The sequence below is a fragment of the Candidatus Saccharibacteria bacterium genome (assembly GCA_016700315.1).
Taxonomy (GTDB): Bacteria; Patescibacteriota; Saccharimonadia; order Saccharimonadales; family SZUA-47.
In genome coordinates this window covers 377,840-394,225 of record CP065013.1, presented here as the reverse complement: position 1 = coordinate 394,225, position 16,386 = coordinate 377,840, and the positions used below count along the sequence as shown (strand labels likewise).

Sequence of the window (16,386 nt, the reverse complement as noted above, 5' to 3'; positions counted from 1 at the left end):
GTTGCACTCTGATGGCTAATTACTGGGGGCTTCTACTCCGATAACAATGTGGCGGTCGCGGCCTTCACCTTCACTGTGGGTGGTAAGACCGTGCTCACCCGCTAGCCGGTGTATGGTGCGGCGATCAGCAGCATTCATTGGGCTTAGGTGTTTGGCTTCGCCGGATTTTTTAACCTGCTCAAGCCACTCGACAGCTCGGTCTTCGAGACGATGAGCCCGCTGTTTCTTGTAGTCAGCGACGTCGACATTGACGCGGTTGTGCTCATAGCCAGCGTTTTTAAGCGCCATACTAACTAGGTACTGGAGCGATCTTACTGTGTCGCCATGCTGCCCGATCAAAAAGCCGTTTAAGTGGGTGCTCGGTATGTTTAGCTCAATTACTTCGCCGTCCTCACTAGTTGCATAGACGTCAGTATTGAGACCAAAAAACGACAGCACGTCCTCTAAATATTTCTTGGCAAAAAGTATACTCTCTTCCACTACCTTCTCCTTTTTTTATGTTTTTGATTTTTAGAGTTTTTAGATGAAGAGGTTGCGACCGCTTTTTTGGGACCGCTAGTTTTTGCTTCGCTAGTGATAATTGTGGTGGTAACGCCAGATCGAGCCTTACCGCCGCCAGTAGCTGTTTTAGAATTGGCAATTGCTTCAAGCTGGTACTCATCTTGCTTAAGCAGGTAGGCTTGTTGGATATAGGCCACCAGACCGCTAACCAGCCAGTAAAGCGACATCGCCGCGGCAATACCCACAGTGATCATAAAAATGAATATTGGCATGAAGAAACTCATATTACGACCCATCGCGGCATTCACTTCACTGGTATCGGGCTGTTCGCCCGTTTTAGCATCTCTGAGTATATGGCGGAGTTTTCTGGCTTCTGGGTCATGGGGCATGGTTTGGCGAATTTGTAGCCACTGGACTAATGCACTGCCCGCAACCACAATCATCGCCGCCCAATAAACACCCCCGGCCTTCTCGACCGCAGTACGCCCGAGATCAACCAAACCAAAGAGTGTGTTGTCGAATTTAGAAATATCAGCGGCCAAAGTTTTCATCCAGGGCAAATCTTGTAGCCAGCTATAAGAAAAATTTAGGATAGAGTTTGGGTCTTTAACTATACGCTGCAACCCAGAATATAGAGCGATAAACAATGGCAGCTGAACAATCAGTAAGCCAATTGCGCCAAAAGGATTAATGCCCCGCTCCTTATAAAGCTCCATGACCATCATCGACTCAGTCTGTTTGTTGCCAGCTGCGGCCTTTTTTATACGCTTTAGCTCGGGCTGTAGTGAGCGCATGGCAAGTGTGTTACGTAGTTGTTTTTTGAGCAGTGGCAACATTGCCCAGCGCACTAGAACTGTAAATATTATGATGGCAAGGCCAAAGTTATGGCCAGGAATAATAGCATAAATCGCCACTAGTAGGTTGAATAATGGCTGCACTATAAGGGTTGTGAACATTAGCTACTCCTGTTATTTAGCTACATTATAACAACCCCAAGGCTCAAGTAACAGAGTAAAATTGCCTACAAACCAGCTTTTTTGAGCAGATCGTCCAGCTCAATTGCTACATCGCCAGCCGGTTTAATGCTTATACTGTTATCGAATACCGAGATTACGAGATCGTTGGAGCCCAAACGACTACGCTGATTTTCCATATACGTAAATATGCGTCGTCGAATCCGGTTCCGCACTACGGCCTTCTTATCAACTTTTTTTGAAACAACTACCGCTACTTTCGGCCCGCCAGATTTCTTGGCGAAAACCCTAATCTGTAGAGCAGAGCTACGATGAACCTGCCCCCTTCTAAAGGTATGCATAATCGACCCGCGTCCATGGAAGCGGTACTTACTTGCTAACAAAATTTCTCCTTACTACTTCGAAAGAGCTCTGCGGCCTTTGTTGCGGCGTCTTTTGAGTACGTCGCGACCAGACCTGCTAGCCATACGAGCCAAGAATCCGTGGACTCTTGAAGCATGGCGCTTTTTTGGTTGGAATGTTCGCTTTGGCATAATTAAATACTATTATATCTGTAAATTAGATTTTTAACAAATGAAATTGCTCGCTAAAACGAAGGGCAGTCAAAGGAAGATGTATTTTAGCCAATGATTTAGGATTTTTTATTGATTATTTAAATATCTTAGATGCCAAAAATAAACAAGTCGTCCGTAATTTTCACCACAAAAAGTCACTGTTTTTGATAGTTTTTCCACCATGGCTGAAGGCTTTTCCACAGAAGTTGATCTGTTAAATTTTGCTGTGTACAAAACTACCCTGTTGGCTGGTCGAAACAAGCTGTTGTTAAAATTAGACTGGCTTAGCTGTGGAAAAGTAAACAATTTACGGGTATAGTTTAGATGAGAATAGAAAAGAGGGGAAATAAACAGGTGCAAGAACTTTCAGGTATATGGCAGGCTGTGCTTGGCGAGATTGAACTTTTGATTTCACGAGGCAGTTTTATGACTTGGTTCAAAAACACCCATCTCCTCAAACACGACGGCGACAATGCGGTCATTGGCGTACCAAATATTTTTATTAAGCAACAACTTGAACGCCGCCACACCGACCAGATTTTAGAGCTTTTAAAAAAGAATGGCCTAAATCTCCGTTCGATCTCCTTTAAGATACACTCCGGGCCGGTAAAGTCTCGTAGCAGCGATGACGCCGTCATACTTAACCTACCAGAAGAAACGACGCAGTCGGAGCGGCGCAACACCCTAAGCCACTCATACCGTCAGGGGATCAACGAAAAATACACCTTCGAAAACTTCATTGTCGGATCAGGCAACGAGCTTGCCTACGCCGCCTGCCAGGCGATTGCCAGCAAGCCCGGCTCAAAATACAACCCGTTATTTTTGTACGGTGGAGTTGGGATCGGCAAAACTCACTTAATCCAGGCTGTCGGTAATGCAATTGCAGCCAGACGAAAGGACGCTAGGGTTGTTTATGTTTCAACTGAACAGTTTGTCCAAGAATTCCTCGACGCTATCCGCTACAAAAAAAACACCGACTTCGCTAGCTACTACCGATCGGCTGATGTTTTGATCGTCGATGACATCCAGTTTATAGCCGGCAAAGAAAAAACCCAAGAAGAGTTCTTCCACACATTTAATGCCCTACACCAGGCAAACAAACAGATTATTTTAAGTAGCGACAAGCCGCCTCGCGACATTCCAACCCTAGAAGATCGGTTGCGCAGTCGTTTCACTTGGGGCATGGCCATCGACATGCAAAACCCCGACTTCGAAACTCGTTGCGCTATTATCCAAACCAAGGCCGAGCAGGCTGGGGCTGAGTTGCCGCAAGATGTTGTTGAATACCTTGCCCGATTAATCCAGACTAACATTCGCGAACTTGAGGGTGCACTAAACCAGCTGCTGGCTTTCTGTGAAATGCGCGGGCTTAAACCAGACCTAGTCATTGCCTCCAGCTTGCTTGGTAATAGCAAAAACAGACCGAAGCACATTAGTGCTAGGTCCTTGGTTGAAAAAACCGCACGTCATTTCCAGATAGGCTTAGACGAGATGGTTGGGCCGAAGCGCGACAAGGAGATTGTCTATCCAAGGCAAGTTGCTATGTATCTGCTCCGTAGCGAGCTTCACCTTAGTTTCCCCAAAATTGCCCGCGAGCTTGGGCGGAAAGACCACACCACCGCCATACATTCGGTGGAGAAAATCGAGGCAGACATGAACATTGACCCGCACACCCGCCAACACATAATTGAGATAAAGGAAAAACTCTATGCATAGACTTGTGGAAAGTATGTGGCTAGTTATAGTATCTGCTTGTGTGAAAGCGCCTGGGTTTGTGAACAGCACGGCACTTGGTCTTAGGTGCCTGTTTATAAGTTTTACCTCGAACCATCGATTAAACCACAGCTCTAGCCCAGCCAAAAATACTTTTTTTGATCTGTTGTTGTTGGGGTTATACCCATCTTCCACAGGCCTTATTAAAATAACTAAGAATATAAATAATATATAAGGAGAATTCATGAAGCTTCAAGTAACCCAAGAAAACCTGCACCGCGCACTAAGTGCCGTGTCGCGTGTTGCCAGTAACCGCAACTCCCTTCCTATCTTAGCTAACATTCTACTTAAAACAGTCGACAACCGGCTAGTAATTGCCGGCACTAATCTCGACATTGCAATCACCGAAACTATTGGCGCAAAAGTAACCGAGGAAGGCTCGCTAACCATACCCGCTCGCCTGCTACAGGATTTTGTTAGTAATCTGCCAAATGATGTGGTCGAGCTTCAGAGCGATGATTTTAAACTCAAGATTAGCACCGGCAAGTACACGTCTACTATCAACGGAATGAACCCGGACGAATTTCCTGTGATGCCAGCAATTACGAACGGCAAAACCATTAAACTAAAAACCGCCGACTTCAAGAAAGCCCTTCAGCAAAGCGTTTTCGCTGCCAGTAGCGACGATACAAGGCCAGTGCTGACTAGCGTTTACGTTCACAGCCATGCTTCCAAACTAACACTTGCCGCAACCGACAGCTATCGTCTAGCCGAAAAAACTACCAGCGGTGTCAAAGAAGAGGTAAAGCTACTGGTCCCAGCCACCACCATGAGCGAACTCTTAAGGATATTTGGGGATCACAACAACGAAGAGACTACCCTTACTTTTGACGAACAGCAAGTGCGTTTCCAGGCGGGTGACGTAGAGGTGATTTCACGTCTGATCGACGGCAATTATCCAGACTACCGCAAGCTGATACCGGCCAAGTTTGAAGTCTCGGCCGAAACTCTAAAAAGCGAGCTACTTGCCGCAACCAAGGTGGCAAGCTTGTTTGCCCGCGAAGCAGCCGGCAGCATCCAGATAGAGGTTGACGACACCAAGAATGAGCTGTCTGTTAAATCTGTTGCGTCTCAGGTTGGTGAAAACAGCTCTGCGGTGGCAGCCATAGCCTCAGGCAATGGTGCGGTGACACTTAATTCTCGCTATCTTATGGACGCCCTCAACGCCCTGACTGGCGATAAGGTAGTTTTCTGTATGAATGGTAAGCTAGAGCCATGCATACTCAAAGACCCAGCCGACCCAAGTGCCCTTCAAGTAGTCATGCCCGTTAAAAGCTAAAAAAAGCTATTAGCCGCAAGCTTTTAGCTTTTAGCCAGAAAGGATAAAATGTCTATATGGCACAAGATTTCAGAGATATAATTGCTTGGCAGAAAGCCCGATCACTAACACTGTTAATATACGAAGCACTTGAAAACTGTAAAGACTACTCGTATAAAGACCAAGTTCAACGCGCCTCCGTGTCGATAATGAACAACATCGCTGAAGGCAGCGAAAGAATTAGCGACAAATCTTTTAATAACTATCTAAGAATAGCTCGCGGATCGTCGGCCGAGATAAAGTCTATGTTGATTCTTGGCTTTGACAGAGCATACTTTGACGAAGAGAGTTTTAATAAGCTATTTGCGCACACTAATGAAGTGGCGTCAATCCTTAGTGGTTTTATGAAAAAGCTAATGGCTAAAGGCTAATGGCTAAAAGCTTTTTGGCTTCGCTGCGCTTACAAAGTTTTCGTTCCTACCTCGATGGCTCTTTTGAGTTTAGTAGTGGTGTGAACATTATTGTTGGGCCGAACGCTAGCGGCAAGACCAACCTACTCGAAGCTATTTTAATGATCGCTTCCGGTAGCACCTACCGCGGACGGGATCAGCTGGTTGTTAGGTTTGGGTCAGACTGGGCGAGGCTAGACGGGCTATTAACAAATGGCGCCGAAAGAACGCTAAAACTAGAGGTCGTCGCCAGTGATACCCTGCAAAAAAGCCTCATCATAGATGGCAAGCCACACAAAAGGTTTTCGGCCCCTCAGATGATGCCGGTTGTCTTATTTGAGCCAAACCACCTCAGTCTGATAGCGGGTGAGCCAGCTGAGCGACGAGAATATTTGGATAGCTTCGCCGCCAGTCTTGATACTACGCTTCACGATACCCTCAAGCGCTACAGAAGAATCTTGTTCCAGCGTAACCGCTTACTAAAAACCAATGCTAGCCAAAGTCAGTTTTTTGTCTGGGACGTGCAGCTGGTAGAGTTGGCAGAAAAGATTGTAGCGGCTAGGGCCGAGCTGATTAGAAGTATAAACAAAAAAATTACCAGTACCTACAAACAGCTAGGAGGCAAAGCTAATAAAATTGAGTTAAGCTACACTACTAAGATAGCCTACGACCAAAGCTACGGCAGTAAACTGCTGGCCAGGCTTAAGTCTAAGCACACGCTAGAGCTAGAAACCGGTTTTACTGTTAGCGGGCCGCATCGCGACGACTTTGTTGTCCTGTTCGAAGGCGTAGATGCTCGCGAGCGAGCCAGTCGTGGCGAAGTCCGGAGCCTACTCCTGGCGCTCAAAATAATTGAGCTCGAGATGTCGTCAAAGACTCAAAGCCCCATCCTGCTGCTCGACGATGTCTTTAGCGAGCTTGACGGTCGCCGCCGCAAAGCTTTGGCCGAGAGACTCAAAAACTATCAAACATTTATCACGACCACCGACGCCGACGTAGTAATAGAGCATTTCCAAGAAGGCGCAACGATAATTGCTATAGGCTAATCTAGAAGTGGCGTTATTATTTTGAAAGACGTAAGGTCAAGCGCCTGAGCATCTTTGGCTATAGACGACTTTACGCTGCTCTTTACCTCATTGCTAAAACCAAGGCCCCCGATAGATTGTATGAAAGTTGGCTGCCCCAAATTTGGTGAGATGTATATTATATTTTTATACACCGACACCTTATCGATATAGGGCTTGCCACGAAGTTCAAAAATCTTAGTGTCTATAGAGGTATCTCCTAGTTGTTTGTTTAGGTTGATAGCAAGAACTCCGTGTTCATCTCTAATGCTCACAATCAATCCATCGTCTGCGACTGCGGCAGTCCGATAGGAATACCCACTAAAGGTGTAGACATAGAAACCCCTAGACTCTTCAAGGCTAAAGTCCAACACCCCTAAATTGTCTACGAGGTAGGTCTTGGAGTCGTCTGCGATAACATCACCAATATTTGGGATAAACATTGTTAGCGCACCATCCTTGTAAAGATTTAGCCCCTTCGTCGTGACTACGCACAAAAACTCTTTACAGTAGACAATCTTTTTGATGTTTTTCAGCACTATTGGCGCTTGCTTGTTGTTTGATGACACTATCTCCGAGCTGTCTTGTTTTACCGATTCGTCTATGGGCGGGCTATATAAAACAGCATATTCTCCATTTTTTGAAAAAGCGAAAGACTGAATCTCTAGGCTTGGGTTTGTGCTTTGTGGGATTGAAAGCCCTTGTGGTTTATCTAGTGCTGAGAGGCCGGGATAGTAGTATATACTCGAGTCCGCAACTGAAGATAAGACAAACCCGTCCCTGTATGGATTTACTACATAGGTAGTCGATTGTTTTATCCAGGGTAGTTGGGCGGTAGGGCTAAATTTTATTTCATTGTTTGAGGTCGAGAACTTGCCTATAACTTGCAAGCTCTGGCCGAGGTTGGCTGTTTGTATTAGCACTAAAGACTCGCCGCCAATGCTAAAAATACTCTCCACGTCTCCTGATATGGATCTGTCGCCCTCGGCCACCGGGGGGGTTGTCGCCATGGCTGGTTTATGTAGCACAACCTCGGCAAAAGGTCCGCCACAATCACTGCTCACAACCAGTCCCCCTATCCAATTGATACAACTCTTTGGGTTATCGGCCAAGACTTCTCTACCGTACTCTCGTATCAGCTTTCCTTTGACCTGGCTCAATTTTAAAAACCCAGATATTTTTACTGCTGAATAGAGACTAGTCTTGTTGTCTTTGTCGTACACCCTTACTGCGTAGTTGCCCTTAGGGATGAAAATTTTCTTATTGTCACCATAGTAATATCGTTTGCCAGTAGCTGAAATGACCTCCAGCTTTATGCTTGCAGCGCCGTCTGTGAATATCTGTAGTTGGCCGGTTGACGATACTTTAAACAAAACTATCACGATAAAGGACAACAGTATTATTGCTATTAGGCCAGTTTTTATTATTTTCGAACTCATCTCGGCACTCCCGAAGAGTACTTAACCAGGATGTCTTGAGCCAGGCGGATACGGTTTTGTGTAGAGCCACTTGAGGCTGATTGGCAGTCAGCGCACCTTTCATACTTAACCGCAAAAGCAATCGCGGCTTCCTCAATAGTGTTTGCTTGGTTAATAATGTTTCCAGCGCTTTTCTCTGATGAAAGATTTTTGGGGTTTCCGCGCCAGGCTGTTCCCTGTAACTGATTCCACAGGAATTCCAACTGAAACTCAATAGTATCAATCTCCTCGTAAGCTACGCCTGCCTCAGTAGCAGTCGCAATTAGCTTCCTAACAGGTGTCCATTGGACTACACCATAACCTAAGCCGCTATTTATATCTACGTCCCGAGAGGAAACGGTTCGGTTGTAAACTCCTTGCATTCTCATAGCAGTTATCCCCGACTCAGCCGCCATATTACCCATTACCCCCGCAATCCTCTCAACCGGCCAGTTCTTGCCAACAAAGAAATTCCAAACCTTCTCAGCATCATTATTGCCTGGAAGCTTTTGGCCAGTACAACCGCCGCTAACTGAAGCCCCACCACCACTAATCCCGCTTGCCACAGTATTAGCAAATGCCTCCCGCCCCTTGCCTGACGAAGGGTGTACACCGAGTCCGTCGTTTGCGACTAGCTCAGGCTTAATGCTTGAGGCCCAGTCAATCACGGCTATATCTTTATTATTCGATAGAATGTTGTTGGACGCGGTGAAGTCAAGCCCACCCCTCTCTCTTAAGCTGTTGACCACACCTAGGTTTACCCAAAAGATTTTAGCCTTCGTAGCACTAGCTTTGATCGACGCGATAGCTTTTTCAACTGATCCTGTTGTTAGCCCACTGTTCGTACCTAACTCCACGACAACTACGCTTGCATTTTGGATTTGGGGATCTTGCAGGTCCTTCTCAAGCACTGATTGACCGTCTAGCTCGCTACTGCCTGTGCTGAGACGGCGACTGGCTTTACCGTTTATTATTGGGGTAAAGCCCCGACCATTAAAAGCGACCCTTAGCTCATTTACAGAACCCTCGGTTATCGAGTCGCCAATCATATATAGTGCACCTCCCGTACCACCGCCAGTAGGCACAATTGCCCCGGTGCTACTTGAGCAAGTAATATTACCATTACAATTCACGATTAATACCCCCAGATCCCTCAGTCTTTTTTCGGTACAAGGCGGGTCGTTTTCGCTTTGGATTGCCAGCGCTGTCTCCGGTGCAGCATAAGATATTACTACTGCTATGCCAATCGCCAGCGCCAAGAGTCTCCTTGCTAAAATTCTCATTGGTTTTGTCTCCCTTGGATAATGTCTGAAACCTCTCTAGGTAAAGACTCGTCGCTTACTCCATCTAAATCGAAATTAGTTCCACTTGCATACTCTTCCCAACCTTGTCCATTAAAGTTGTATATAAAGGTATCTCCGTCACCCTCTCCGTCTTTTATGACAACACTTATAATTAGCCAACTTTTGTCACTGGTCATCTTTACTGAACCGATAGTAAATATGTCCGATGCCCCGAAAAGCTCTTTGGCTAGTTCTGACGCTTCAAGCGACTTTGACCTTAACTCAACAGTCTGTTTTTTGAAGGGCCTAACCTCAAAAGTTTGCTGTGTAGCCGAGACCAAGGGGCCAACTGCTTTAACGGTATGAAGACCCTTTTCTAGCTTAAAATTTTTGTTGTTTTTATCATATAGGTGATTATCAAGAACAAAACCTGAAACATTATCGTCAACTTGAAAAACAACCTCACCGGTGCTTGACTTCTTGACAATAAACACTCCCAAACAAGCAACCGCAGGAACCAATATTAGTAGGGAAAGTATTTTTTTTCTGCTCATCATGGCGGCCCCGAACCAGGCCCAATGTATCGACCGGCGTACTTATAGTCGTGAGCACCAGTACCCCCCAACTTACTTAGAGGATGAATGTAGAACCCAGACTCTTTTTTGCCAGCACTATTTGTTGCACCAGACGACTCCAGAGTAGTAAATGTGCCATTCCCGTTGTCTTTCACGAATATGCCAACATGTCCTGGAGAGCCCGAAGTGTTACAGCTCTCACTTATGGTTAAGAAGTCCCCAGCTTGAAGCATGCTGGTTGAGAGTTTTTGCCCGCCCCTTACTGCTGCTGGCGAGAGAACTGGTGTTACATTTGGGTCGGTACCCATAGCGTAGTCTTTAGAGCAACCATTCTTAGTCTTGTACTGGTAGGCTATCCATAGTGATAGGTTGGCGAAGCCGCTACATTCGACGAAAGCATTTGTGCGGATAAAGTTTAGGTCATTATTATTTTTCGCTAGCCACGCCTCGGCATTGCCCCCACCCCTTAAAGCGTTTTCGTAGCCTGGTCGGGCATGGGCGTAAGGGATGCCACTGTATGCTTGCGCTGCACAGACTATTTTGCCGTTACCTCGTGCCGCAGAACAATCGACAATAGTCGAGTTGCCGCCTAAAGAGGGGCCTGCACCGGTATCAATGTCTTCGGGTATGATCTCCGCGTCGAAACTGTCTTGGGCGTCCAGCCAGGCCAAGTGTGCCTTAAACCTCTGGGTTAGTGGGCTGTTGGCTAGACAGTCGGTTTTTGGGGAAGGATCACTCGGGTCGTGAGCCTCAAGCGCACTAATTATATTTGGGTTAGTAACGCAGTTTTTTACATGTTCCGCGAAGTCGCCAATTGGCTTAAAGCCAACAGAATCGATGTAGGGCCCCCCATTTTGATTACTAAGCAAGAAGTCCTGATTAGCAATAGGGTCTTCTAGTATCGAGCGAATGTCATCTCTCATCACGACTAGATTGTTACCGGCTTGATCAGTTGCCAGGTGTATATCTCGATTGCTTATTTTGTAATCCAGAAAACTAATACTGTCACTATTCTCAGCAGCAGCGTAGGCTTTACCGCCGACCAGATTTGATGCCAGGTTGGCGAGAGGTTCTGCTCTAAGCGTAGTCGTAGCCATTCTGAAAAGATTACTTGGTAAAATAGCCAGGCCCTCGGTCCCACCAGGTGTATTAATTACAGTTCTAGCAGCTAGTTGGTAGGCTAAGGATTTCTCATTGCCGCTATCGAAGATTCTTTGGAAGAATCCTAGTTTTTTAAAATCTTGTGCGTTTTCGTTTAGATATGCAGTCTCGATCTGGGAATACTGTTCGGGAGTTGCGGGCACATAACCAGCCTGTAACCAACGCATTTTATTTGCGGCCCCTCCACCAGCAAAATTTATGTCTGCCAATGACCCGCCTCGCTCCTGGCCAGTAAAATTAAAATACATTGTTTTCTCTGCGTAAAGCTGCACTAGTGACATAATCTCGCTTATGCCAATACTGGCTATGGTTGAAGCTAAGAACTTTACTGCGAACTGTTTTGTCATAACATTCTGTAAAAAATTCCTAAAGTATAGAACCACCGCTTCTTTAGACGCCTGGATCCCTGCTTGAACTCCTGCTTCCCCGGCGCCACCAGTAAAGGCCGCAATGGCAACCTGCGCGACTGGCTCCAGTATCTGAGCGAAAGGGTTTTGGGCTATAGAGCATCCAGGAATATTGTTGAATTTGCTTTGGAGAACACCAAATACTCCACCCAGATCACCATCTGTACTAACTTTTGACTTAGTTGAGTCGTTGCGGCTTCTGCTAAATTTATTTAGTAAAGCTCTTTTTAGACCTTCAGAATCGCCAAATGGCCGATTGTTTTTGTCGCGCCCCATGACCCGCTTCATCATCTCTTTTACTAGCTTAGCGTTGGACTTCCCAGTCCTTACGCCGTCTGCCGCTCCTACGAACAGGGAGGAATATCTGATTAAGGATAGTGACCTAACTATTCTGCCAGCGATTGAGGCCCCATTTAGTCGGTTGCGTGCCGTGCAAAACTTATCCACCGTACCAGTCAAAGTTAGGCTTTTCAAAAATCCTAAAACACTTCCAGATTCAACAGTGTTTTTAACTGCGTCTAGCGCCTCTTTAGTTGGTGCAGACTCTATGCCGTCTATTGCTTTAGCCAAAGGTATAGCTGAATTATCTAGATTCTCACCATCTAGAGCAGCGCTTTTTATGGGACCTGTTAGCCCACTGTCTTTAGCGAATTGTGCTGCGTCGGCCTGAGCCGCTTGCCTTGCCTTAATTTGCTCTGGCGATTCTTGCACAGGATTTCCGTTTTCATCGACGGGCGCGCTGTTTATGACATTCTCAGATGCCTCACCTTGCAAGACGCCTCTAGAGATATTCTTATTAATAGTCTTCTCGACATTTTGTAAGTCGGCCGCGTCCTTAACTTCAACCGGGGATGCCCTACTAACGCCAAACCTCGTATAGAAGGCGTTCATTCCTTTAGTTTTCCAGTTTTTTGATACAATATTTTTTATCGGGTGTGCATCGTCAAGGTGTTTCTCAATGGTACCAGCGATTGCCGTTCCCTTTACGGAATTACCGCTTTGATCGATTATTTCCGCAATATTTCCTTTGGAGTCATATTTAAAAATGAAGCCTCTTTTGCTCATTTCCGTTATTATTTTTTTACCGCGTCTACCGTCACGATTGAATACGTCGCTCATTTTCAAACGTAGTGGTCTTGAATACTTTAAAGCTTGGCTACTTTGAATTTTCCCAGTTTTTTGGAAAATCCACTCACGCAGGTTATTAACTATTAACTGCGGCAATAGCATGACAATCCCAATAACGATGCTTGCTATGCCAGCAGTAATACCTGCGGCAACCGCAGCTCGTTGCTTTGACATGATACTTTTTTTCTTAGGGCTGTCCGAGTACGGGATTTCTGGGTTATTACTAGCTTCGTTGTCTGTGGCTGCTGTGTCGGCAGTTGTTTGGCCGTCGTCAGTATCAGCGTTTTGCTCTGACGATTCAATGTCGTCATCTTCTTCATCTTCGCTTGGCTCGGCTTTGTTACGAGGATTGCCCTCGTCGTATTCGGCATTATCCGCATCCCAGCTAGCCTGCAGCGCGTCAAGCTCGGCCAAGCGAGTTGCCTCAGCCTCATCACTTTCGTTGTACCAGCTTGGGTCTATTTCTGGGTCGATCAATCGTTGGGGTGACATGATTTACCTTAGCTCCACACTCCCTGAGCTGGCCGTTTCCAAGCTCACATCACCCTGAGCCTGGCCATAAAATTGGATCTGCTGTGTTCTGTTGTCGCCAGGATTGGTGGTGATGAGACTTTGTTCGGTTGGGCTTGCGGCGATTTGTATATGAACGTGATTTTGGCCAGCAAAGAAGAGGCCTTGTCCTACCGGGAACTGGCTGAGACGTTTCTTTTCCTCGCTGGTAAGCTTAAAAACGTCACTCAAAACATCAACGGCTGACGGCGATTGCTTGAGCAAAATCTGCATGCTGGCGTTAGCAACGATTGCCCGCCCCATACGAGAGCCCATAAAATCTTCCACGTCCTGAGTAATGGTGGTGATACCAAGGTTGTATTTACGAGCTCGTTTGGCCAGGCTAAACAAGAAACTGGCTGAATCCTCATATTTCATCAGCTGCCAAGCTTCGTCAACGATCAAGATGCGCCGTTTTTTGTCGGTTTTTGTTTTGTTCCAAATGAAGTTTAGAACTATATACATGGCGACTGGGCGGAGCTCATCCTCAAGATCACGAATGTTAAAAACGACCATAGCATTGTTGATATCGATGTTGCTTTGCTGGCTAAAAATACCAGCAAAGGTTCCGCTGGTGTATTTACGCAAGCGTTGGGCTAGCTGCGGGCCGTTGCCACCCATGTGAAGCAGTGTTTCATATAGATCTGAGATTGTAGGAGGCATAGAGCCGTGCGTTAGCGGGTCGTTGGTGATGCCCGCCTTGGCGTAGGTTTCAATAAGTGCAGCATCGAGGTCGGCCTCTTCACTTGGTGCTAGAGCCGGCATCATGACAGAGCCTTGCGCTCCTTGGCTGGCAGCCATCTGAGCTTGGGCGCCACCCATCATCAAACGCAGCAGACCGTGTAGCGTAATGAGGTTTGAACGCAGGGGGTTGTCACCGTCTTCGGCGTCTATGACTCTCGGTAGGTCAAACGGATTGATACGGGTTGAAGAGCTCAAGCTTAAGCGAACATAGGCGCCGCCGACGGCTTCACACATCCGCTGGTATTCATTCTCTGGGTCAATTATAAATATCTCAGTACCAAACATCATACTACGCAGCGCCTCAAGCTTTACGGTGAAGCTTTTGCCAGCTCCAGACTTTGCAAAGACAACCGAGTTGCTGTTTTCGAGCGAGAATCGATCAAATATCACTAGGCCGGAGTTGTGCATATTGATGCCGTAAAGTATACCGTTATCTTGGGTCAAATCGGCGCTAGTAAAAGGGAAGGAAGTGCTTATGGCGCCGGTGCTCATGTTTCGTCGTATTTGCAGCTGGTCTACAAACTGTGGAGCAACGGAATTTAGCCCCTGCTCTTGCTGTGCACTAGAAGGTTTGCTGTAGACAAGCTGCTGGCCAAGCAGGCTTTCAACTTTATGTGCGACAAATTCTAGCTCCTCGTCATCTCGAGCATAGATTGTGAAGTAGAAGCCTAGTCGGAAGAACTTCTCTTCGCCAACCTGAAGCTTATCGCGCATTTCTTCAGCGTCTTGGATTGCTGCCTGTTTTGCAGGGTCGCGCACGCGTCCCTTGTCGGCATCGATCATTAGGCCGGCTTCAAGCTGGGTGACCTTTTTGCGCAAGTTCTCCATCACTACCTGGCTCTCAACAGGGTAAACATAGATGGATAAATCTATTACCTCGTCAATGTTGACCATGCCACTCATCCAGCCAGTGTATAGACTACGGGGGTAGCCGTAAACGTAGTATGTTCTTGCTAATCTAGTCCCAATTTGGACACTGCTAGACTTGAACTCTAGGCTGGCAGGAGCAATAAAGTCTCGAAGCTCGGTGATACCTTTTTGGAAAGCCGCCGCGACCTCGGCTTGTTCTCTGTCGCGTTGGGCTTGTGCTAGAGCAATTGGGTCAAGCTGCTGTTGTTTCTTTCGTCCAAACATTACAAAACCCCCTTGGGTTTTGTAATGCAGAACGATGAACGATGAACGATGAACGACGATAAAATGCTAGGAAAAATAATTTCTTGTTTGCGTAGGCTCATTTTCGCTCCTTAGTTGCTTTTATCAGGCCGCCAAGAATTTTATAAGCTTTTTGGGCTAGCTCATAATATGAATCAAACTCATCTGGCTTAATATACGTCAGATCTTTTGCTAAGTATGCTTGCGAAATTAGTTCAGATATAGACGTGTGAGCCATAGTATAAAAATGACATTTATAAGAGTAGCTTTCTCTTGAAAATCCTTCAGCAATATTTGATGTAACGGACACCGCTGCTCGTCTAAGTTGGCTTGTTAGGCCGTACAATTCCTCATTTGGAAAACTTTTTGTTAATTTGTAGGAAAGCAGGCACAGATTATGAGACTCCTGCCAGGCATCCAAATCAAAGAAAGTTTTAATCTTGCTGTCGTTCCTCGTTCCTCGTTCCTCGTTCCCGATAATCGAAACGGAAGAAATTATGTTATTCTCCTCGTTCCTCGTTCCTCGTTCCTCGTTCATTACTGCAAAGTCCTATTCAACTGCGGTTGCGGTGCTTGACCCTGGCCTTTAGTGATCACAGGCACGCTCAGATCATCAAAGTTTTTTATCTGCTGTCTTGTAGCGGTGTCTGGGTTATAAAAGTCGTAGAAAAGCTCTATTAGCTCTTGAGTATCGAGCGGGAGACTCTGCACAGAACATTGCATCAGACCTTGCATGACGGATTGGACGCGGTTTTTCAGCTCATCCTTGGCTTTTTGCAACTCTGCTTCGTTGATGGTGACATGGCTTTCTTTTTTGTTGAAAGTACTAGATAGCCCACTCAAAAAGTTCTTGCTACCTTGGACAATGGCCTGAGCGTCAACGGTTGGTATAAAGGGTACTACCACGTAGAACTTTTTATCCATGATATTAACTTGGTCGGCCAGAGATGCCATGTAGGAAATGTAGTCCTCCATCATGAGCGCCAAAAGCATGTTGTCATGCTCGCTGCGTATTTTTTGCATCTTCTCTAGATACGGTCTTAAGTCAACTTTTTGGCTACGGATGAAAATCTGAATCGGGTAGTAAAGCGAGTTCAGAAAGCCTTGATAGGCGTACTCTACGCCTTCGCGTTCCTGGGTACTCATTAGATCGAAGTTAATGCTCTTACACATTAAGACCGCTCGGTAAGTGCCATCGTTCATAATCACAATTCCATCGCGAATTTCGGCAATTTGAAGTGTGTTCTGGGTGCTATTCGAGTTATTTTTTGCTGTTGACTGTTGTGGGCCAATCACATTGGCTTGGTTGCTAGCTCCTGAACCAGTTCGAAAATTATTAGGATTCATTCAAAAACGC

General features: G+C 46.2%; 15 protein-coding genes. 4 read left to right on the top strand and 11 right to left on the bottom strand.

All coding sequences use genetic code 11. The annotated features are described in order from the left end of the window. Positions 1 to 15: 15 nt before the first annotated feature. The 4 genes from IPO96_01965 to rpmH form a co-directional block, all read right to left on the bottom strand. Positions 16 to 480, bottom strand: a complete 465-nt coding sequence (locus IPO96_01965) for a KH domain-containing protein (GenBank protein ID QQS65298.1) — start codon at positions 478 to 480, stop codon at positions 16 to 18. Then, positions 480 to 1,457 carry a YidC/Oxa1 family membrane protein insertase gene (locus IPO96_01960; protein ID QQS65297.1) on the bottom strand — a complete coding sequence of 326 codons (978 nt, stop codon included), beginning with the start codon at positions 1,455 to 1,457 and terminating at the stop codon, positions 480 to 482. Before IPO96_01960 ends, IPO96_01965 begins: the two co-directional genes overlap by 1 nt. 65 nt (positions 1,458 to 1,522) lie before the next feature. Next, a complete protein-coding gene (gene rnpA / locus IPO96_01955; GenBank protein QQS65296.1) occupies positions 1,523 to 1,858 on the bottom strand; it encodes a ribonuclease P protein component in 336 nt (111 codons plus the stop codon). Positions 1,859 to 1,870: 12 nt separating this feature from the next. Next, positions 1,871 to 2,011: a 50S ribosomal protein L34 gene (rpmH, locus tag IPO96_01950; protein ID QQS65405.1), complete on the bottom strand. Its 141-nt coding sequence runs from the start codon at positions 2,009 to 2,011 to the stop codon at positions 1,871 to 1,873. A gap of 342 nt (positions 2,012 to 2,353) precedes the next feature. On the opposite strand from rpmH, the gene dnaA reads away from it, so the two are divergent. The 4 genes from dnaA to recF all read left to right on the top strand — a co-directional run bounded on the left by dnaA (position 2,354) and on the right by recF (position 6,555). Then, positions 2,354 to 3,745, top strand: coding sequence for a chromosomal replication initiator protein DnaA (dnaA, locus tag IPO96_01945; GenBank protein ID QQS65295.1), 1,392 nt, complete (start codon positions 2,354 to 2,356; stop codon positions 3,743 to 3,745). Between the two features lie 241 nt (positions 3,746 to 3,986). Next, positions 3,987 to 5,081 carry a DNA polymerase III subunit beta gene (gene dnaN, locus IPO96_01940; protein ID QQS65294.1) on the top strand — a complete coding sequence of 365 codons (1,095 nt, stop codon included), beginning with the start codon at positions 3,987 to 3,989 and terminating at the stop codon, positions 5,079 to 5,081. Positions 5,082 to 5,137: 56 nt separating this feature from the next. Continuing rightward, complete coding sequence (locus IPO96_01935; protein ID QQS65293.1) at positions 5,138 to 5,491, top strand: four helix bundle protein; 354 nt, start codon at positions 5,138 to 5,140, stop codon at positions 5,489 to 5,491. Then, on the top strand, positions 5,491 to 6,555 hold the full coding sequence (recF, locus tag IPO96_01930) for a DNA replication and repair protein RecF (GenBank protein ID QQS65292.1): 1,065 nt from the start codon (positions 5,491 to 5,493) through the stop codon (positions 6,553 to 6,555). The genes IPO96_01935 and recF overlap by 1 nt, the downstream gene beginning before the upstream one ends. On the opposite strand, the gene IPO96_01925 is transcribed toward recF, so the two are convergent. The 7 genes from IPO96_01925 to IPO96_01895 form a co-directional block, all read right to left on the bottom strand. Next, positions 6,552 to 8,012 carry a hypothetical protein gene (locus IPO96_01925; GenBank protein QQS65291.1) on the bottom strand — a complete coding sequence of 487 codons (1,461 nt, stop codon included), beginning with the start codon at positions 8,010 to 8,012 and terminating at the stop codon, positions 6,552 to 6,554. The genes recF and IPO96_01925 overlap by 4 nt on opposite strands. Next, complete coding sequence (locus IPO96_01920) at positions 8,009 to 9,313, bottom strand: hypothetical protein (GenBank protein QQS65290.1); 1,305 nt, start codon at positions 9,311 to 9,313, stop codon at positions 8,009 to 8,011. The genes IPO96_01925 and IPO96_01920 overlap by 4 nt, the downstream gene beginning before the upstream one ends. Next, positions 9,310 to 9,867, bottom strand: a complete 558-nt coding sequence (locus IPO96_01915; protein ID QQS65289.1) for a hypothetical protein — start codon at positions 9,865 to 9,867, stop codon at positions 9,310 to 9,312. Before IPO96_01915 ends, IPO96_01920 begins: the two co-directional genes overlap by 4 nt. After that, entirely contained in the window at positions 9,867 to 13,076 is a 3,210-nt protein-coding gene (locus IPO96_01910; GenBank protein QQS65288.1) for a hypothetical protein, read from the bottom strand. The genes IPO96_01915 and IPO96_01910 overlap by 1 nt, the downstream gene beginning before the upstream one ends. Positions 13,077 to 13,079: 3 nt before the next feature. Further along, on the bottom strand, positions 13,080 to 15,011 hold the full coding sequence (locus tag IPO96_01905) for a DUF87 domain-containing protein (protein ID QQS65287.1): 1,932 nt from the start codon (positions 15,009 to 15,011) through the stop codon (positions 13,080 to 13,082). A gap of 97 nt (positions 15,012 to 15,108) precedes the next feature. Further along, positions 15,109 to 15,567 (bottom strand): four helix bundle protein, encoded by a 459-nt coding sequence (locus IPO96_01900; GenBank protein QQS65286.1) that lies wholly within the window; start codon positions 15,565 to 15,567, stop codon positions 15,109 to 15,111. Beyond that, positions 15,567 to 16,376, bottom strand: coding sequence for a hypothetical protein (locus IPO96_01895; protein ID QQS65285.1), 810 nt, complete (start codon positions 16,374 to 16,376; stop codon positions 15,567 to 15,569). Before IPO96_01895 ends, IPO96_01900 begins: the two co-directional genes overlap by 1 nt. Positions 16,377 to 16,386: the final 10 nt, after the last annotated feature.